This is a genomic window from Paenibacillus sp. FSL K6-2524, assembly GCF_038005525.1.
GTDB lineage: Bacteria > Bacillota > Bacilli > Paenibacillales > Paenibacillaceae > Fontibacillus > Fontibacillus anaericanus.
This window is the reverse complement of the sequence record NZ_JBBOSP010000001.1, coordinates 3,434,912-3,452,780: the sequence shown is the minus strand read 5'-3', so window position 1 is coordinate 3,452,780 and position 17,869 is coordinate 3,434,912. Positions and strand designations below refer to the sequence as shown.

23 protein-coding genes are annotated in these 17,869 nt (G+C 39.7%); 21 read left to right on the top strand and 2 right to left on the bottom strand.

The genetic code is table 11. The annotated features are described in order from the left end of the window. Positions 1-385: 385 nt before the first annotated feature. The 18 genes from NST85_RS15820 (at position 386) to NST85_RS29340 (ending at position 14,197) form a co-directional block, all read left to right on the top strand. Positions 386-1,387 (top strand): stalk domain-containing protein, encoded by a 1,002-nt coding sequence (locus NST85_RS15820; protein WP_341189748.1) that lies wholly within the window; start codon positions 386-388, stop codon positions 1,385-1,387. 195 nt (positions 1,388-1,582) lie between these two features. Continuing rightward, positions 1,583-2,794, top strand: a complete 1,212-nt coding sequence (locus NST85_RS15815) for an MFS transporter (RefSeq protein WP_127192854.1) — start codon at positions 1,583-1,585, stop codon at positions 2,792-2,794. Between the two features lie 102 nt (positions 2,795-2,896). Further along, on the top strand, positions 2,897-3,514 hold the full coding sequence (locus tag NST85_RS15810; protein ID WP_127192853.1) for a TetR/AcrR family transcriptional regulator: 618 nt from the start codon (positions 2,897-2,899) through the stop codon (positions 3,512-3,514). Then, on the top strand, positions 3,514-5,343 hold the full coding sequence (locus NST85_RS15805; RefSeq protein WP_341189747.1) for a UbiD family decarboxylase: 1,830 nt from the start codon (positions 3,514-3,516) through the stop codon (positions 5,341-5,343). Before NST85_RS15810 ends, NST85_RS15805 begins: the two co-directional genes overlap by 1 nt. Before the next feature lie 251 nt (positions 5,344-5,594). Continuing rightward, positions 5,595-5,861, top strand: a complete 267-nt coding sequence (locus NST85_RS15800) for a metal-sensitive transcriptional regulator (RefSeq protein WP_127192851.1) — start codon at positions 5,595-5,597, stop codon at positions 5,859-5,861. 41 nt (positions 5,862-5,902) lie between these two features. Continuing rightward, positions 5,903-6,214, top strand: coding sequence for a rhodanese-like domain-containing protein (locus NST85_RS15795; RefSeq protein ID WP_127192850.1), 312 nt, complete (start codon positions 5,903-5,905; stop codon positions 6,212-6,214). A gap of 60 nt (positions 6,215-6,274) precedes the next feature. Beyond that, on the top strand, positions 6,275-6,637 hold the full coding sequence (locus NST85_RS15790) for a rhodanese-like domain-containing protein (protein WP_127192849.1): 363 nt from the start codon (positions 6,275-6,277) through the stop codon (positions 6,635-6,637). Positions 6,638-6,684: 47 nt separating this feature from the next. Further along, positions 6,685-7,071: a rhodanese-like domain-containing protein gene (locus tag NST85_RS15785; protein WP_127192848.1), complete on the top strand. Its 387-nt coding sequence runs from the start codon at positions 6,685-6,687 to the stop codon at positions 7,069-7,071. A 172-nt stretch (positions 7,072-7,243) separates the two neighbouring features. Next, positions 7,244-7,792, top strand: coding sequence for a PadR family transcriptional regulator (locus NST85_RS15780; RefSeq protein WP_127192847.1), 549 nt, complete (start codon positions 7,244-7,246; stop codon positions 7,790-7,792). 36 nt (positions 7,793-7,828) lie between these two features. Next, on the top strand, positions 7,829-8,656 hold the full coding sequence (locus tag NST85_RS15775) for an SDR family oxidoreductase (protein ID WP_127192846.1): 828 nt from the start codon (positions 7,829-7,831) through the stop codon (positions 8,654-8,656). A gap of 224 nt (positions 8,657-8,880) precedes the next feature. Then, on the top strand, positions 8,881-10,095 hold the full coding sequence (locus NST85_RS15770) for a cell wall-binding repeat-containing protein (RefSeq protein ID WP_127192845.1): 1,215 nt from the start codon (positions 8,881-8,883) through the stop codon (positions 10,093-10,095). Between the two features lie 147 nt (positions 10,096-10,242). Beyond that, positions 10,243-10,962, top strand: a complete 720-nt coding sequence (locus NST85_RS15765; RefSeq protein ID WP_211350113.1) for a response regulator transcription factor — start codon at positions 10,243-10,245, stop codon at positions 10,960-10,962. Beyond that, positions 10,949-12,358 (top strand): sensor histidine kinase, encoded by a 1,410-nt coding sequence (locus NST85_RS15760; RefSeq protein ID WP_127192844.1) that lies wholly within the window; start codon positions 10,949-10,951, stop codon positions 12,356-12,358. The genes NST85_RS15765 and NST85_RS15760 overlap by 14 nt, the downstream gene beginning before the upstream one ends. Continuing rightward, the gene (locus tag NST85_RS15755; protein ID WP_127192843.1) at positions 12,355-12,555 is read left to right on the top strand and encodes a hypothetical protein; all 201 of its coding nucleotides are present in this window, start codon (positions 12,355-12,357) and stop codon (positions 12,553-12,555) included. The genes NST85_RS15760 and NST85_RS15755 overlap by 4 nt, the downstream gene beginning before the upstream one ends. Before the next feature lie 22 nt (positions 12,556-12,577). Then, the gene (locus NST85_RS15750) at positions 12,578-13,135 is read left to right on the top strand and encodes a GNAT family N-acetyltransferase (RefSeq protein WP_127192842.1); all 558 of its coding nucleotides are present in this window, start codon (positions 12,578-12,580) and stop codon (positions 13,133-13,135) included. Positions 13,136-13,213: 78 nt separating this feature from the next. Further along, positions 13,214-13,540: a hypothetical protein gene (locus NST85_RS15745; protein ID WP_127192841.1), complete on the top strand. Its 327-nt coding sequence runs from the start codon at positions 13,214-13,216 to the stop codon at positions 13,538-13,540. A 171-nt stretch (positions 13,541-13,711) separates the two neighbouring features. Then, positions 13,712-13,906, top strand: a complete 195-nt coding sequence (locus NST85_RS15740; RefSeq protein WP_127192840.1) for a DUF2933 domain-containing protein — start codon at positions 13,712-13,714, stop codon at positions 13,904-13,906. A 33-nt stretch (positions 13,907-13,939) separates the two neighbouring features. Continuing rightward, the gene (locus tag NST85_RS29340; protein ID WP_425464348.1) at positions 13,940-14,197 is read left to right on the top strand and encodes a hypothetical protein; all 258 of its coding nucleotides are present in this window, start codon (positions 13,940-13,942) and stop codon (positions 14,195-14,197) included. Positions 14,198-14,216: 19 nt separating this feature from the next. Here the strand turns inward: NST85_RS29340 and NST85_RS15735 are convergent, their stop codons facing one another. Further along, positions 14,217-14,624 (bottom strand): NusG domain II-containing protein, encoded by a 408-nt coding sequence (locus NST85_RS15735; RefSeq protein WP_127192839.1) that lies wholly within the window; start codon positions 14,622-14,624, stop codon positions 14,217-14,219. Positions 14,625-14,928: 304 nt separating this feature from the next. Here NST85_RS15735 and NST85_RS15730 point away from each other — a divergent pair, with 304 nt between their 5' ends. The 3 genes from NST85_RS15730 (at position 14,929) to NST85_RS15720 (ending at position 17,334) form a co-directional block, all read left to right on the top strand. After that, entirely contained in the window at positions 14,929-16,089 is a 1,161-nt protein-coding gene (locus NST85_RS15730; protein WP_341189746.1) for a cation:proton antiporter, read from the top strand. A gap of 175 nt (positions 16,090-16,264) precedes the next feature. Then, the gene (locus tag NST85_RS15725; protein ID WP_341189745.1) at positions 16,265-16,750 is read left to right on the top strand and encodes a hypothetical protein; all 486 of its coding nucleotides are present in this window, start codon (positions 16,265-16,267) and stop codon (positions 16,748-16,750) included. Then, entirely contained in the window at positions 16,747-17,334 is a 588-nt protein-coding gene (locus NST85_RS15720) for a DUF5044 domain-containing protein (RefSeq protein ID WP_127192836.1), read from the top strand. Before NST85_RS15725 ends, NST85_RS15720 begins: the two co-directional genes overlap by 4 nt. Positions 17,335-17,361: 27 nt before the next feature. Here NST85_RS15720 and NST85_RS15715 read toward each other — a convergent pair whose 3' ends face one another. Further along, positions 17,362-17,790 carry a hypothetical protein gene (locus tag NST85_RS15715; RefSeq protein WP_127192835.1) on the bottom strand — a complete coding sequence of 143 codons (429 nt, stop codon included), beginning with the start codon at positions 17,788-17,790 and terminating at the stop codon, positions 17,362-17,364. Positions 17,791-17,869 lie beyond the last annotated feature (79 nt).

Genomic DNA, 17,869 nt, shown 5'->3' with positions numbered 1-17,869 from the left:
GCATTGTATTTTTGAAATAGGCCGTGGATATTTATCTGCGGTCTTTTTGTGTTCTTTAAATTGTAGATAAACTATACGCAACCGTCTCATCACGCAACCAATCTTCAATAAAATTGTTAGATAAATTTGATTTTAAGTTTGAAGGGGCTATTCGAGAACATTATTGGTTTAGTGATGGAACCGTATGCGATCAGCATCATTATTCATTGTTAAAGAGGGAATATGGAACGAGGATATAAATGTATAAACAAGAGGAGGGATCATAAAAATTGTGTCGAATTACATAAAAAGGAGAGTTATTATAAAATTTCTCTTCATGTAATACGTCATCTATGCACTTCACATACATAAAATATCTATCAAATGAAGGAGACTGATTAAACGAATGAAGAAATTATTAACTAAGAAAGTACTAGTAGTTACTACAGTAGCATCATTGATTCTCGGAATTAGTTCCGCTACTTATGCTGCAAGCACGTTGAAGAAGATCACTGCTTATGAGAACGCGGCAATCAAGGTAGAGGTTGATGGTAAATCGGTAAACTTTTCGAGTGATGAAGGTATGATGTATCCTATCGTTTATAACGGACACAGTTATGTATCCGCTAAAGCTGTTGCTGAAGCCTTGGGAGCTACAGTTGAATGGGACGGAGCTCGTCAAGCCGTTGTTATAACCTCTTCGGGTGAAGTTGCACCTGAGCTAGGTATCCCGAACAAGGATAATACTACAAAACCAACTCCTTCAGCTACGCCAACACCAACCGCAGCACCAACCGCAACAGAAACAGCTAAAGCAACTGCAGCACCAGCAACTTCATCTTCTGCAACGACAAATAATAAAGGGACAATGACAGATCCAATTAAACTAGGTACAGCATTTACATACACTGACTATTATAATTACAATCCGAGTGAAAATCATTCTACAACTGCACAATACACTCTAGCTGTTAAGAAAGTAACTCCTATTACTCGAGATGAAATCGTTAAGCTAGGATATACACGTCCTGCGAACGATGACAAAATTGATTACGTTATGGTTGATTTAGATCTGAAAGTAAAGAATGCTACTTTTAAAAAGGGGGCTTCAAGTCTCGTTGCCCTATACCTTGCACAATATACTCCTGAAATCTGGGGCGTGAAAACAGCTTCCGGTGGATCCATCATCGGTGGAACAGACTTTGGTTTTGATGGTTCCTTATCCGATAACATTGATTTAGTATTATCCGATTTCCCAAAAGTAGCAGATGGGGAATCCAAGTCGTTCGAAGCTTCCGGTAAAGTTTTATTACCTATTGTAAAAGGGGCAGAGAATCTTCTTGCGATTAAACGCCAAGATACTTCTTTGGATTACGATGCTTCGTTCATCTACTTCAAATTGAAGTAGCCCACCCTATATAGGATGTAGAGATCTAATTGAAACCGGCCGCGGTTATTAAACTGCGGTCGTCTTTGCGTCTTATTACAATTATGAAAATATACTTTTCATATCTATTGATTTCACGGCAAAACATGTGATATTATTTCACAGAACGAACGTTCAGTATAAACGAATTTAATTTTAATAATGGGGGATTCATCGATGAAATTACTTACTAGGAACAAAGGAGCCCTTCTGTTATTAATGCTAAACATTTTCCTTGTCTTTATGGGCATAGGACTTGTTGTACCCGTCATGCCGCAGTATATGACGGAGCTAAATATCAACGGAAGTCTTGTGGGAATGCTCGTAGCTGCCTTCTCATTGACTCAGTTTCTATTCTCACCCATAGCGGGTAGATTATCCGATGCTTTAGGGCGGAAGAAAATCATTGTTGCTGGGATGATCATATTTGCCATCTCAGAGTTAATGTTTGGATTGGTTAGTACGTCACTTCTTCTATTTGTTTCAAGAATGATGGGGGGAATAGGGGCAGCTCTGATCATGCCTGCTGTTATGGCATATGTAGCAGATGTCTCATCATCGGAAGAAAGAGCCACAGGAATGGGTTTCATCAATGCGGCAATTACAACAGGGTTTATCATTGGCCCGGGTATTGGTGGATTTATAGCAGAGTTCGGGATACGTGTTCCTTTTTACTGCGCAGGTATTGCTGGTGCAGTAGCTGCCTTAGTTACATCACTCATTTTGCCTGAATCTACAACTCAAGAACAACGTGATCAGCTGAAGAAGGATTCGGGGAAATCCCAAAGTCTTGTCAAACAACTCATCCATTCTTACAAGGCACCGTATTTTTTCAGTTTGATCATCGTATTCGTTATGGCATTTGGCTTAGCAAATTATGAAACGGTCTTTGGATTGTTCGTAGATCATAAATTCAGCTTTACTCCTAAAGATATTGCCATTATTATTACCTTTGGCTCTATATCTGGCGCTGTAGTACAACTTACCCTCTTTGGGTGGATTTTGAATCGCTTTGGCGAAAATAAAGTTATTTCCGTTTGTCTATTTATGGCTAGTCTGACTGTTCTGTTAACGCTCTTTGTGAACAGCTACTGGATGATTATGGTCGTGACGTTCATTGTTTTCTTGTCCATTGATATTCTACGTCCAGCCATCAGTACGAAAATGTCGAAAATGGCTGAAGGACAACAAGGGTTCGTTGCCGGATTGAACTCAGCCTATACAAGTTTAGGGAATATCGCGGGACCTATCGTAGCCGGTCTCTTGTTCGATATTAATATCAACTTCCCTTACGTATCTGCTGCATTTGTACTACTGCTCTGTTTTGGACTTTCTGTTATGGCAGCTAAAGGTAAGGGAAATAAGAAAGCAGCACCTACAGAGCTTTAGTTTGCAGAGAGCTTTGTTCCAATTTATATAAATATATTCCGAGTTGGACTATAATTTATATATTATAGTTCCAACAAATCACCCAGGACGGAGTTGAATGCAATGAATAAGAGACAACTGCAAAGCTCGCAGACCAAGAAAAGGGTGGCCGATTCAGCACGTGCTTTATTTGTTCAGAAGGGGTATGCAGCGACCTCGATAGAGGATATCGTGAATGCAACGGGAAGTAGTAAAGGTAATATTTATTATCATTTTAAGAGTAAAGAGGGCCTTTTCCTCTATCTAATAGATGAATGGGAGCGGGACTGGAACGAGAAATGGAAAGAGAAAGAACCCCATTTCAAGACCGTCAAGGACAAGCTCTACGGGTTCGCTGAACATATGGTGGTAGAGGATTTGAATCATCCACTCACCAAAGCTGCTAATGAGTTCTTTAACAAGGAAGAAAAAGAACATGATATTGAAGAACGTATTCATACATTAATGGCATCCCACATCGAGTTTAATAAGAACCTAATCCAACAAGGGATTGATAGTGGGGAATTATCGAACCACAAGGATACACATGGACTTGCGCTAATATTTGAAGGTTTGTTCATTGGTCTTAGCCAAGTATCAAGCCAGTCAAGTATGCCGGCGGCACTTGAATTGTATAAACAAGCCATTGAAGTGTTCCTTTATGGGATCTCAGCAAGTATGCAGAATGGAGCTAAACTATAATGTATCGTAATTTAGAAGATTGCATTATCGACTTAGAGAAGAATGGACATTTAGTTCGTATCAAAGAAGAAGTAGATCCCTATCTTGAGATGGCTGCAATTCATATGAAAGTTTATGAGGCTGGCGGTCCGGCATTGTTATTTGAAAATGTAAAAGGTTCGAAATTCCGTGCGGCGTCCAACATTTTCGGTTCTATTGAGCGCAGTAAGTTTATCTTCCGCCAAACATGGACATCCGTACAAAATGTCATGGCATTACGTAACGATCCAATGAGTGCAGTCAAACATCCATTTAAAAATATCGGTAACGGCTTGGCAGCCTTCAAAGCACTCCCTTTGAAGAAGTATGGCAACCTCCCAGTTACTGCTCAGGAGATCCAAATATCGGATCTTCCGCTGATTCAGCACTGGCCTATGGATGGCGGTGCTTTCGTTACGTTACCTCAGGTCTATACAGAAGATCCGGACAACCCGGGGATTATGAATTCCAATTTGGGGATGTATCGAATTCAACTCAGTGGCAATGAGTATGAGATGAACAAAGATATTGGCCTACATTATCAAATTCACCGTGGGATCGGAGTCCATCAAGAGAAAGCGAACAAACTGGGGACTCCCCTTAAAGTGAGCATATTCGTAGGAGGACCGCCCGCGCATACCCTTGCTGCAGTCATGCCTTTACCTGAAGGGCTAACCGAGATGACGATAGCTGGCTTACTTGCTGGGCGTAATTTTCGCTATAATTATGTCGATGGCTACTGTATTAGTAGCGATGCTGATTTTGTTATAACGGGAGAAATTCATCCCGGCGATACGAAACCAGAGGGACCATTTGGAGATCATCTAGGTTATTACAGCCTCACGCATCCTTTTCCAGTTATGAAAGTGCATAAAGTGTATGCCAAGCCCAATGCTATTTGGCCATTTACAGTTGTGGGACGACCACCACAAGAAGATACTGCATTTGGAGAGCTTATCCATGAGCTAACAGGGGATGCTATCAAACAGGAAATTCCGGGCGTCAAAGAAGTGCATGCCGTGGATGCAGCAGGTGTGCATCCGTTACTTTTTGCAATAGGTAGTGAACGGTATACGCCTTACCAGAAAGTCAAACAACCTGCTGAATTGCTCACGTTAGCCAACCGGATATTAGGCACAGGTCAACTGAGCTTGGCGAAGTATTTATTTATAACGGCAGAAGAGGATCAACCGATTGATTCACATCATGAAGTAAATTTCTTAACCTACATTTTGGAACGATTGGATCTTCATCGAGATATACATTTTTATACGAATACGACAATCGACACGCTTGATTATTCAGGGACTGGTATCAATAGTGGTAGTAAAGTGGTTATTGCCGCTTATGGAGATAAGAAGAGAGAATTGTGTACTGAAGTTCCTGCTGAATTGAAAGACATCCGAGGTTATGAAAATGCGAAACTAGTAATGCCTGGTGTCGTGGTCCTTCAAGCACCTAAATTTACTAATTATGCTGAAGTAGCGCAGGAACTAGCCGGATTAAGTAAGGCTATTCACGAAAAAGGTGCCATACCTTCTTGTCCGATGATCGTTCTTTGTGACGATAGCTCATTTATGAGTGCGACAATTAGTAATTTCCTATGGGCTACATTTACACGAAGCAATCCTTCCCATGATATTTATGGTGTGAATAGTTATTATGAGAATAAACATTGGGGCTGCGATAATTTGATTATTGATGCTCGTACCAAACCACATCAAGCACCACCGTTAATTGCTGATCCTAAGGTTGAGAAGAACATTGAGCGGTTATTTGTAAAAGGGGCTAGTTTAGGCGGCATAATTTAAGGAATGATAAATAAGGGTGTTAAAGAGATATTTACGAGATCTAGGTGTAGTCTAGATTGCCCGATCTTCATACAAGTAAGAGACCACTCAACAGGAGCGGTCTTTTTTTGTTGTCGGACAATATTTACGGCCTCGGTTCAATGTAAGCTCTCACGGTAAGCGATGTGAGTTTAATTATTTGACAGGAGGCGGATTTAAGTTTAATCTTATACCCATAGGGGTATGCGTATCCTGATTTGGGAGGGACAAGTATGGAATATAATTATAGTAATGAAATGAAAACCCGACTCAGAAAAATCGAAGGTCAAGTGCGTGGAGTCCTTCGTTTAATGGAAGAAGGCAAGTCTTGTAAAGATGTCGTGAGTCAATTGTCAGCTGTTAGAAACGCCGCAGATAAAGCGATGGCACAAATTGTTGCCGAAAACTTACACAAGTGCATTTTGGAAGAACAAGATGCTGGCGGAGATACTGACAAAGTTGTCAAAGAAGCGATTGAGTTACTAGTAAAAAGTCGTTAAGGTAATTAATATTACGGATCCACACAAAAGGAGAAATTACAATGGCATTTCAAATTTCGAAAGAAATCACACCTACAGAACTATCCAATCGTTTAAATATAGGGGAAGCCCCGGTAATTATTGATGTACGAGAACCTGCTGAATGGGCAGATGGGCATATTGCTGGTGCTAAGCATATCCCACTTGGACAATTGACAGGAAGACTTGATGAACTTGATAAGGATATAGAGATGATCATTGTCTGCAGAAGCGGTGGACGGAGTGGACTTGCCTGTGAATTGTTGAGCGAGCATGGGTTTGATGTTGTAAATATGACAGGTGGACTTATGAGCTGGAATGATGAATTGATTTAGGTTAAGATTCGTGGAACTTGATCGGACAAGGACATCTTATTACAAGGAGGATGACGACAGATGCCCATTCTTCTACTGCTACTTGTTAGCGGTGTAATAATTGGGATAATAAGAATGAACTGGCCTGTTCGCCAGCTCATTTTTGTAGATAAACAGGTACTTACAGACACTTCAACAATTCAAACTAATACCATGAAAATGCTTGATGTCCGCGACGCTGTAGATTTTGCACAATGTCATATAGAAGGTTCGATTAATATTTCCTTGGGACGATTACCCTTTGTCTGGGAGAAGGAGCTTTCTTCAGAGGAACCAGTACTCATCCTAGCGAGCAGTCGCTATAACAGCAAGAGAGCAGCACGATTTTTAAAAAGTCGAGGTTTTAACCAGTTGTATGCGATGAATGACCGATATTGCGCTTAAGTCATATAGACGATGAAGTGAAAGGTAGAAGAAAGGGTGAGAATCATTTGAATAGCTCAATTTTTAATAATATTTTCGTAGTTGTTCTCCTCTTGATTTTTATATACATTCGGTTTGGTCCGACGAAGGGACTAAGAACATTAAAAGCTAAGGAATTCCAGCGTGAGATTGAACAATCTTCAGACCGGATGCTTATTGATGTCCGCGAACCAAGTGAGTATAAGAATGGACATATTCCAGGGGCTAAGAACTTTCCTCTATCTCAAATTAGTCACTATATCAATGACATACCGAATGATCAGGATATCTTTTTATATTGTAAAAGCGGTATGCGGAGTAAGAATGCGGCACTAATCCTTCGCAAGAATGGTTACACGAGACTAAACCATTTGCAAGGTGGTATAGGCTCTTGGCGAGGTGAAATTTCGAAATAGTATGGTATGAAAATAGGACAGTTAAAATCAAAACAGCGGCATTCTCGGATCTTACATGATCCCAGATGCTGCTATTTTTTTAAATATATATATTGACGTGATATATATCAGACTGATATAGTGTGTATTGTGATATACAATTATTTCTAAATACTCAAGTGGAGGTTATGATTTGAACAGTCAGGATGTTATTTTAGGCATGCTTATGAAAGAGTCGTTGACTGGTTACGAGATAAAACAGTTGCTAGAAGATGTTTTCTCATATTTCTATGGTTCAAGCTATGGAACGATCTATCCCACACTTACTCGTCTTGAGAAGGAGGGGTTGATCACGAAGGAAGGCGTACTTCAGGAGGGTAAGCCTAACAAAAATGTTTTAAACATTACGGATAAAGGACGAGAGTGTTTCAAGGCTTATTTACTTGGGCCACTGGAAGAAGATAGTACTAAGAAGTCGGATTTTATGATGAGGCTTTACTTCGGTGAATTTGTTGGGTACGACAAAGTGATTGCCTGGTTAAAGCAAGTACAAGAGCAAGCGCAAAGTAATTTAAATCAATTAAGTGAGAGGTATTCGCTTCATCGAGATGAAATGCATCCGGCTCAGATCATATGTATCCAGATTGGGATAAATGAATATAAGGCTAAACTTGAGACGATCGCCCAAGGATTGTTTAGCATAGAGAAGTTAGCTCAAGAGAAGAAGAGCAGTGTTAATTAAATTAATGCTAACAAACTTTAGAGGAGGAATTATGAAATGAAAACAATATTTATCACGGGTGCTTCATCAGGAATTGGGAGAGCTACAGTCAGACACTTTGCTGAAAGAGGATGGAATGTAGTTGCAACCATGCGAACTCCGGAAAAAGAAATTGAATTCATGCCATTAAATAATGTATTAGTGCTCAAGCTTGATGTAGAGAAAAAAGAAACGATTCAAAATGCGGTAACCAAAGCAATTCAGCATTTTGGTAAAATTGACGTACTTCTAAATAACGCGGGTTATGGAACGATGGGAATCCTTGAAGCAGCTACTGATGAGCAGATTAGAAGGCAATTTGAAGTGAACGTTTTTGGTTTGATCAATATGACTAAAGCGATGCTGCCGCATTATAGATCTAATCAAGAAGGAATGCTGATTAATATTTCTTCTATGGGAGGAATAGTTACCTTTCCTACCATGTCTCTTTATCATTCAACTAAATTTGCGGTTGAGGGCTTATCTGAATCATTATCTTATGAGCTGTTATCACAAAACATAAAAGTAAAGTTGATTGAACCAGGAGCAATACATACGGACTTTGGTGGAAGATCGATGGAGTTCTATTTTGATGATTCACTAACGGACTATAAACAGTTTACAACTACATTTTTGGGAAAATTGTCTGAGATGGAAAAATCCCCAACCTATGCTTCGCCCCCAGAACTGGTTGCTGAGGCTATATTTCAAGCAGCAACAGATGGTACAAACCAATTCCGCTATGTTATTGGTGAGGATGCTAAGATGCTCATTCAAATGAAGGAAGATTGCGATGATGAAGATTATTTGAGTAATATAACTCAGCATTTTCTTAATCAAGCGTAACCGAAGAAAATCAAGTTATTCGTATATTTGCAGGAATCCTGAAAAATAAAGCTTTAATGACAGTGCGTACCGATACTTCATCGGTGCGTGCTTTTTTTTGCAAAAGTGCTTGAGAATTTCTATATAACCACACAGTTTCCACAAAATTGAGGGTTAAAATGTATTAGATGTCACTGATTTTGAAAATACAGATAACTCATAAGGAAACAGGAGGTGGGAGATTTATGAAAAAGGCTTTTAAAGTTGGATTAGTTACGGTCGCCGCTGTATTTGTTTTATCAGCATGTACAAGTAAAGCAAGTAACAACAAATCTGCCGACACTGGAGAACAAACCAAAGAGAGTAATATTCAAGTCGTGAAGCCTTGGATTGCATCTAAGAACACGACCCGAGTGAATACAAGCGATCCTGTGGAAGCCGCGGTGATTGTGTCCCAATCGTTATGGATGGCGACAAGCAAGGACAACCGACCGGGAAGCATTATTCTTACCGACCCGGATAACTGGCAAAATGCAGTGGCTAGTGCCGATTTAATTCATCATCCGAGCAATGGACCAATCTTGTTCGTGACTAAGAATGGAATCCCAGCTGCTACAGCCAGTGAAATCAAACGGCTTCAGCCTAAAGGTGTGGAAATCAACAATGGGGTTCAGGTGATCCTCGTTGGTGATCTGGATCAGAATGTTGAGGATCAAGCCAAAGACCTTGGGTTCAAGATCGATAAGGTAACGGGTGACAATCCAGCCGCCTTAGCCAAGGCTATAGATGCTTACTACACGAATTTAGCAGGAGAGAATCCCTCTTCAGTGGTCATTGGATCGATGGAGAGTCAGGAATATACCATGCCTGCGATCAATTGGATCGCGCATATGCCTGAACCATTGCTTTATGTGAATAAGGATGAGATCCCACTAGAGACGGTTGAAGCTCTACAAACGAGAGGTGGCAACGCGAACATTTATATCCTTGGTCCAGAGTCCGTTATTACGACAAAGGTAGAGAAAGAACTCCAACAATACGGTCAAACCGTACGCATATCAGGAGATGATCCTTACGCAAACGCTATAGCCTTTGCACAGTTTAAAGACAAGACAACAGGCTTTGGGTGGGGAATTACTACACCTGGGCACAACTTTTCGTTTGTGAATTCCGATACGCCTGCTTTTGCCTTAGCGGGTGCACCTTTTTCCCATTTAGGAAAACATGCTCCACTGCTCTGGACGGACAAAGACGCCATGCCTGAATCGGTTATGAATTATGTAATGTCTCTGCAACCTAAATATGATCAGTCTCCGACAGAAGGACCGTATAATCATGCATGGTTAATTGGATCTGAGAAATCAATTAGCCTCAAAGGTCAAGGGGAAATAGACAACATGCTAGAAATCGTTTCAAAATCAGGCGAAGGACATGAGAACATGCCAGGTATGCATCACTAGTTCAAGTGTACTGTAGTAAGGGAAAGAAGCACGGTTCAATCGAATCGTGTTTTCTTTTTCACTGGAGTGTCGCTGTGGACGTTTGTTTATTTAAGCTATAATGTATTGTATTGTTATTTGTTAAGATAGTTAAGGGAAGGTGTTTACGTGTCAAAACTTCAAGTCTTAGTGGTAGATGATGAATGGAATATGCGGAATTTATTACGGATCTATTTAACGAAGGAAGGATTTGAAGTGAAGGAGGCCTCTAACGGCCATGAAGCTTTATCTCTAGCGGGAAAGCATGCTTTTGACATTATTATATTAGACGTAATGTTACCCGATATGGATGGTTGGCAGGTATGTAAAGCGATTCGCGAGAATGATCAGGTCGCCATTCTGATGCTGACGGCTCGTTCAGAAACGAAAGACAAGGTGTATGGACTGGGAATTGGGGCTGACGATTATCTAACCAAACCTTTCGAACCGGAAGAATTTATTGCCCGGGTCTACTCCATCATTCGACGGTCAGCTATTACACATTCCTCTGTCCAGCTACAAGAACCGACAATAGAGCTTCAAGGTATTCGGATTTTGCCAGAAGCTCGTGAAGTATATATTCAAGATCTTCAGGTTGATTTCACGCAAAAGGAATTCGATTTAATCCTGGCATTTGCTAAGAGTCAGCAACGTGTATTTAACAGAGAAGAACTTGTGAGTTTGTTATGGGGCTATGAACATGCCGGAGAATTCCGTGTCATTGATACACATATCAAGAACATTCGAGATAAGGCGCTCAAGGCGGGGCTTCCATATAATCCAATTCAAACCGTATGGGGTGTTGGATATAAGTTTAATCGAGGTGGTGTACTGAGTGAGAAGGAATAGAATTGGATTTAAGCTTGGACTAGTAATCTTGTCTGTATTTGTGCTTGTCCTGACCTCACTTGGTTTGGCCATTGATCGTATGTTTACGAATTTTTATAATACTGAAAAGCGAACAGAAGTTGATGAACTAACTACACATTTCACGATGATGGCCGAATCCCCCAATATATCTACAGATAGGATGTTACTTAAGTTCGCAGATTTTTCAAATGTGAGTATTGTATATATTGATGAAAAGGGAAATATTCAAGCCCATTCAGGGGAAATCGATCCATCGGACACCTCTTTTATTCGTTCTGGGGATGTGAAGACTCTTTTCACAGGTAATGCAGTGAGTCTCGAGTACACCAATAAAGACGGCGAACGTTACTTCGTAGCAGCAAGGCCTATTCCAACTGAAAGCGAACAAGAAATCACTTCTTCTTTGTATGTATTGTCGTCGACGAAGCATATGGATTCCTCGATATCTGCGGTCCGCAAACTATTAGTTCTCTCAGGAGTCGGAGCATTCCTCTTGGCTTTAGGAATCATCTGGATTATAGCGCAAATTCTCTCAAGACCGTTGCTTCAAATGCGGGATGTGACACGCAAAATCGCCGTGGGTGATTTGGATGCGAGATTAAGTATTAACAGTAATGATGAAATTGGATCCTTAGCTGAGGCGATCAATAACTTGGCAGAAGACCTGCAACGATACAGGGATACAAGACAGGAGTTTTTTGCAAATATATCCCATGAACTAAGGACTCCGATTACTTATCTAGAAGGATATTCAAAAGTAGTTAAGGATCGCTTATATGATACAGACGAAGAGAGAGATCAGTATCTCGATATCATTCACCAGGAATCCCTTCGCTTACAACATTTAGTGAACGATTTGTTTGAATTGGCGAAAATGGAGGAAGGAAAAATTAGCCTCTCATCGGAATGGATTGATCTTACGGAGATCACGGACAACGCGGTTCGTAAAATTCAATTAAAAGCGAACGATAAAGGATTACAGTTGAATACACATATCAGTCGTAGTATTCCCTTGATTTATGGAGATGGACTTCGTACAGAACAAGTTCTGATCAATCTGTTGGAGAATGCAGTTCGTTATACGGAGAAAGGTGAAATCAATGTCTACTTACAAGAGGAGCCAACCTATGTATACATAGCAGTAGAAGATACGGGAATAGGTATTCCGGAGGACGAGTTACCTCTCATCTTTGAACGCTTCTATAGGGTAGAGAAGTCTCGATCAAGGCTACATGGGGGAACTGGACTCGGTTTATCCATCGCCAAAAGATTGCTAGAACTACAAGGAGGAGAGATGTTAGTCACCAGTACAATCGGTATCGGAACCCGCTTTGAAATCAGATTTATGCGAGATGAACAGGGGGAGCATACGTGAAAAAGTCCGAGTGGCTACTGGCCATCATAATTATGGCGATGGGCTTGATGTGCATGATGGTACCGGCAAACTCATTTGGAGGCATGTCGTTGGTTCAATTTGGGCGGGATGCCGGGAAATTTTGTATATATATCATGGCATTAATCGGTATAATTATTGTTATATACTTCCTTATTGTTAAAAGAGGTAAGCGTTGACTTGTATTTGGGGGGAGAGAAAATGTACAAGGATTTTACGATTGAATGTAAAGATATTATTTTGCGTGAGTATAGAGTAGAGGACATAGATGCAATGTACGCTATTACTTGCGAACCCGAGGTGTTAGAATTTTTGCCCGATTGGAATGCACCTAAGGAGCAACGACTTGATTGGCTCGTTAATTATGAAATAGGAGAAAACAAACAGTTTTTGAAAGCGGTAGCAGAAGGTGGGGCCATCGGGGAACTCCGTCTACGTCTTGCGGTTATATCAAAGGAAACCGGAGAATTTATCGGTTGGTGTTGTTCTGGGATCAAAGAGGAATTACCACCACCGAACAGAGAAATTATGTATGCTATTTCCAACAAATATTCAAACAAGGGTTACACGACTCAAGCAGTACAGGGCATGGTTAATTATTTATTTGAAAATACCGATGTGGAGGAACTGGTCGCCTTAGCCTTAACTCATAATATTCCCTCAAATAGAGTCATACAAAAAAGCGGTTTCGAATCTGTTGGGATTACTGAGATAGAAGATGAGAAATATCATTACTATAGATTATGTAGCGGGAAGTAGGGTTCTTCATAGTTTCTTGACATTTACCTAGTATAATTAACATAGATTAGACACCATGATATCTAGGAGGCAATTAAGATGAAGAAGAAAGTATTAGCAGCTGTAGGTGTGATTGCATTATCATTGAGTATTGGCAGTGCTGTTTTTGCAACGGGATATAATCAGGACACAGAAGGAAATTTTGAGGACATGCTCCCACATATGCAAGAAGTACATCCAAATATGAATGAACAACAGTTGAACGATATGTATCAATCATGCCATGACCGTGGTAACGACAACGTGAAAAATCCAGATTCACGAGGTATGATGCAATCGGGTAATATGATGCAATCAGGTAACATGATGCAGTCAGGTAACATGATGCAATCAGACAATATGATGCAATCAGGCAACATGATGTAAGCAAGATCAATAATGTAGCAGAAGAGGGAAGCATGATTCGGAAGAATCGTGCTTCTTTTTTTGTGGATTTCTAAAGCCCGTGCAATCTGCGTTGTTTCTACATTATTTCCACACAAACCATAGTTAGAATAAATATATCAAGAAGATAGTACTACTTAGGAGGTAACACTTATGGATTGGTCTTGGTTATTTGTACTGGCATGTCCGCTAATGATGATAGTTATGATGTTTGGTATGCGAGGAATGCACGGTCATGGTTCAAAATCAAAACAGTCAGAAACAGAGCAAGCGAATCAGGAAGAGTTAAGTGCGTTAAAAGCACAAAACGAACTCATGAAAGAGGAAATTCAGAAATTGAAACAATAATTCACATAGGATACTAAGGGAGGTCGAAGAGTGATGAATTGCTGTGGAAATCACGATCATACCAAGAAGGATCAAGAAAAAGGGAACATGAACCAACCTCATCCGATAAAAAAGCGGAATTGGATGATGATATTATGTTGCGTGTTGCCAATTGGATTATTTGCCGCAATACTCCTAGCAAATCTACTTACAGACACAAGTACTAATATAATGCCGTACCTAATATTATTGATCTGTCCTTTGTCCCATCTAATACTGATGCCATTAATGATGGGCAAGAAAAAGCATTAATTATAACTTCGTATACCACCTATTGAACGATAACATCAATTTCATTATCTGTATCCACCGGCGTTCCGTTAATTTCAATAACCATGCGCATTGGAATACAAATGATGGTTTCACGCGGTTTAGTAATCAATCCAAAGGTAAAGCAAATCTTTTGTGGGCAATCTGACTCGACAACTTCAATTCCATTATCGCGAATTTTCAAAATGTCATACCCGCGATCATTTCTGATTTCTACATATTGTGTTTCTGTTGTGAGTTCAACTGTTTTATAAATTTCATTATCTATCTTTATCGTTGCAGAGTAATTTCCGTTAATGTAACTCTGGTCTGTATCCTGCAACCACCTTATACCCATGAAAATCAATGCAAACAATAAAATCACAGCGATTAGGACGATATCACCTTTTTTAAACTTGTGAACAATCATATGTCATCTCCAGGTTGAGTCATTCATTTCAACCTAAATTATAACGCGTGAATATGTGTTTTCTTTGTAGAAACTGTGTAGCCGCCAAGTAATGATCTTGCGCCAGTCGTAATATTTGTGTATGATTATAATAACAACAACAGCATATTTGTAATTGTAATTATGGAGGAGCCAGTCACCAAGGGCTCCTTCTATTTTTTTGTCCAAAAAAAGACATTAAACTTGTCGGCATGTGCGAAAGGGGGATCATGATTGTTGGTTTTCAGGACACAATAAGAATACAACAACATCTGGAGGTTTGCTCATGGAATTCATTCTGTACTTAGTTTTAATTATATTTTTCACAAAGGTTGCAGGGGACTTATCCGTACGTATTGGTCAACCAGCTGTATTAGGGAAACTAATTGTCGGTATCATATTAGGGCCAGCGGTACTTGGTTGGATTGGGAATAGTAGTTTTATTGATGAACTTTCCGAGATTGGTGTTCTTCTTCTGATGTTTATTGCAGGTTTAGAAACCGATTTGGACCAACTTAAGAAAAATTGGAAATCAGCTTTTGCTGTTGCTGTTGGTGGAATTATCCTTCCTTTCATTGGGGGATATAGCGCTGCAATTGCCTTTGGTTTTGGTCAAAACTACGCCTTGTTCTTCGGTGTAATATTCTGTGCAACTTCAGTTAGTATCTCTGTTCAAGTATTAAAGGAAATGAACAAGTTAAACTCTAGAGAAGGAACAACTATCCTTGGCGCAGCAGTGATCGATGATGTACTTGTCGTCATATTACTTGCGGTCATGATGAGTCTAGTCGGAACTGGAAATGACATTTCTATTCCTCTTCTAATAGGTAAAAAAGCTCTGTTCTTCATTGTTACATTCTTGGCTGGTTGGTATGTCGTACCAAAGGTCATGAAATGGATGGCACCCTTAAGAGTCACAGAAGCGGTGATCTCCGCTGCGTTGTTTATATGTTTCGGTTTTGCTTACTTTGCGGAGTCTCTACAGATGGCAGGAATTATCGGTGCATTTGCAGCAGGGATTGCAATTTCACAAACCAATTATAAACATACCGTAGAGGAAAAAGTTGAACCGATCGCTTATTCCATTTTTGTTCCTGTATTCTTTGTGAGTATTGGACTCAATGTTTCGTTCGAGGGGTTAGGTCAACAGTGGGGGTTCTTGATCGTTATCACAATAATTGCATGTGTAACTAAGTTATTAGGAGGATGGCTAGGCGCACGCTTAACCGGGTTTAATTCTAAGTCTTCACTAATTATCGGCTCAGGTATGGTAAGTAGAGGAGAGGTAGCCCTAATTATCGCTTCAACAGGTTTACAAGCCGGTTTATTGTTGCCGCAATATTTCACTTCCGTAGTCATTATGGTCATCTTAACAACGCTGGTTACACCACCATTATTAAAAATGTTTTTCAAAGACAAGGTGGATCAAGCTGTAGCAGGCAAATGATTAATCGAAGCGTATAGAGTGTATTTATAACCAGTCAGACATTTTAAATGTTTTGACTGGTTTTTTTGTTGTGCAACTAATACGAAAAGGATCAATTCCGAAGTATGGTATTATAAATTATGGAAGTGATTAGGTTGATCGTTGCATAAAAACGGTTCACAAAGGAGTCTGACAAATGAGAATTGTAGCAATAGCAGGAACTATCATAAGAAGATCGATTATTGTTATTTTCGGATTATTGCTGATTATACAAGCGATTAGTCTTATCGTATCGAATAGTAGTGACAAAGAATTCATTAAGTCATTAAATCACGATGGACCCGTTACCAAGTATACATTGAATAAGAAAATAGATATGGATGGGGATATTTTCACAGCTAAGGAGCTTTACCTAACTTCTAAGAAGACTGTCCTTCACTATTCCATTAGCAAACAAGATCCGGGTGGATGGTCCTTTCCAAATTCAGCGATTAAGTTAATTAATTCTAATGGAGAAGAGCTTATGCAACACAGCTCAAGTAGTACAGGGAGAGGCGAAACGGGCTTTATTTCTTTTAACGAAATGAACGAACCCTTAGGGAGCATTACCCTTAAATATGAGTGGTATGATCGGCAAGCAGAAATAAATATTCCCCTGGCGAAGGATGGTGAGGGGCAATGAGTAAAAAGACTGTTATTCTTATCGTGGAATGGTGTATTGCTATTCTGTTTGTTTTCTTATTCTTCAGAGGATATAACCCATATATGGGAAGTTTAACACCAACTAAGGCACATGAGCTTTCCGAAAGAAGTTATCACTATGGACCATCAAAAATCGTAAAGGTAGTTCCTTTTGGCGGTAACACTACAGTTTATTTAGGAGTTTACAAAGAGTGGTTCTCGTCAGATACAGTGATTAAACGAGGGCTTGGATGGCATCCAGGCGGGGGAGTTGGCGGTGTGTGGATCGACAGTAGTAAGCCGCTCACCTACAGTTGGAGTGTCTCGGAACGAGATAAGAAGCTTACTTTAGCACAGTTTTACGGGTACGTATCTGACCCTGAAATTACAACAGTCGTTTTGTATACAGAAACTGACAGTGTCGACAATAAAGAGGCAAGAACGCTTTCCACAATGAGCCAGGAAATTAACGAAGACAGAATGTTCTTATTCATATGGAACGATAAAGATCTAAATTCCCACTGGAAATCCATTCAAGGATTAGATCAGGAGGGCAAGGTCGTTTATGAGGAGAAATTTAACTAATTCTCTGATAGCCCTACCCCGTGTACATTAATATTGGATATTAGTAAATACTATATTTTGCTTATGTTTTCTATTATTTTTATCTATCCAATTGATAACAACTTCCATTTCATTTGCGTAATTAGCTATATTAAAGTTAATAAATGTAACTGTTTCATAGGATTTAATTCGATACTTTACTGGATCCATAAGCATAATCATCTCTAGATTTCGATTCCGATCAGGACGATAAAGTTCGAACGAAGTATATAAAATTTCATGATATAGATTCGTGATGGTCAGTTTGTAACTATTAAATTTGTCAGGTTGGTGCGATGGAATATCACTTTTGCTTAACACGAGTGCCCATTTTCCCGTATCCTTTGTTACTGGTAAATCTGTTTTAGCGTAAACACTTAGATTCATGGTAATACAAATAAGTAGAACGAAGGCAGACAAGATTATTTTCTTACTCATTGCAAGTTCTCCTCTCGTATTGAGATGAGTGTAATTTAACCAAACCCAATATTTCTATACCGAAAGTTAGGATGATCAT

Bases quoted from the DNA above. Each gene is read 5' to 3' on its own strand.
- NST85_RS15770 (WP_127192845.1), top strand. From the start codon at position 8,881: ATGAAAAAGGCTTTTAAAGTTGGATTAGTTACGGTCGCCGCTGTATTT.
- NST85_RS15805 (WP_341189747.1), top strand. From the start codon at position 3,514: ATGTATCGTAATTTAGAAGATTGCATTATCGACTTAGAGAAGAATGGA.
- NST85_RS15815 (WP_127192854.1), top strand. From the start codon at position 1,583: ATGAAATTACTTACTAGGAACAAAGGAGCCCTTCTGTTATTAATGCTA.
- NST85_RS15820 (WP_341189748.1), top strand. From the start codon at position 386: ATGAAGAAATTATTAACTAAGAAAGTACTAGTAGTTACTACAGTAGCA.
- NST85_RS15810 (WP_127192853.1), top strand. From the start codon at position 2,897: ATGAATAAGAGACAACTGCAAAGCTCGCAGACCAAGAAAAGGGTGGCC.
- NST85_RS15745 (WP_127192841.1), top strand. From the start codon at position 13,214: ATGAAGAAGAAAGTATTAGCAGCTGTAGGTGTGATTGCATTATCATTG.
- NST85_RS15725 (WP_341189745.1), top strand. From the start codon at position 16,265: ATGAGAATTGTAGCAATAGCAGGAACTATCATAAGAAGATCGATTATT.
- NST85_RS15790 (WP_127192849.1), top strand. From the start codon at position 6,275: ATGCCCATTCTTCTACTGCTACTTGTTAGCGGTGTAATAATTGGGATA.
- NST85_RS15730 (WP_341189746.1), top strand. From the start codon at position 14,929: ATGGAATTCATTCTGTACTTAGTTTTAATTATATTTTTCACAAAGGTT.
- NST85_RS15740 (WP_127192840.1), top strand. From the start codon at position 13,712: ATGGATTGGTCTTGGTTATTTGTACTGGCATGTCCGCTAATGATGATA.
- NST85_RS15795 (WP_127192850.1), top strand. From the start codon at position 5,903: ATGGCATTTCAAATTTCGAAAGAAATCACACCTACAGAACTATCCAAT.
- NST85_RS15715 (WP_127192835.1), bottom strand. From the start codon at position 17,790: ATGAGTAAGAAAATAATCTTGTCTGCCTTCGTTCTACTTATTTGTATT.
- NST85_RS15800 (WP_127192851.1), top strand. From the start codon at position 5,595: ATGGAATATAATTATAGTAATGAAATGAAAACCCGACTCAGAAAAATC.
- NST85_RS15735 (WP_127192839.1), bottom strand. From the start codon at position 14,624: ATGATTGTTCACAAGTTTAAAAAAGGTGATATCGTCCTAATCGCTGTG.
- NST85_RS15720 (WP_127192836.1), top strand. From the start codon at position 16,747: ATGAGTAAAAAGACTGTTATTCTTATCGTGGAATGGTGTATTGCTATT.
- NST85_RS15750 (WP_127192842.1), top strand. From the start codon at position 12,578: ATGTACAAGGATTTTACGATTGAATGTAAAGATATTATTTTGCGTGAG.
- NST85_RS29340 (WP_425464348.1), top strand. From the start codon at position 13,940: ATGAATTGCTGTGGAAATCACGATCATACCAAGAAGGATCAAGAAAAA.
- NST85_RS15775 (WP_127192846.1), top strand. From the start codon at position 7,829: ATGAAAACAATATTTATCACGGGTGCTTCATCAGGAATTGGGAGAGCT.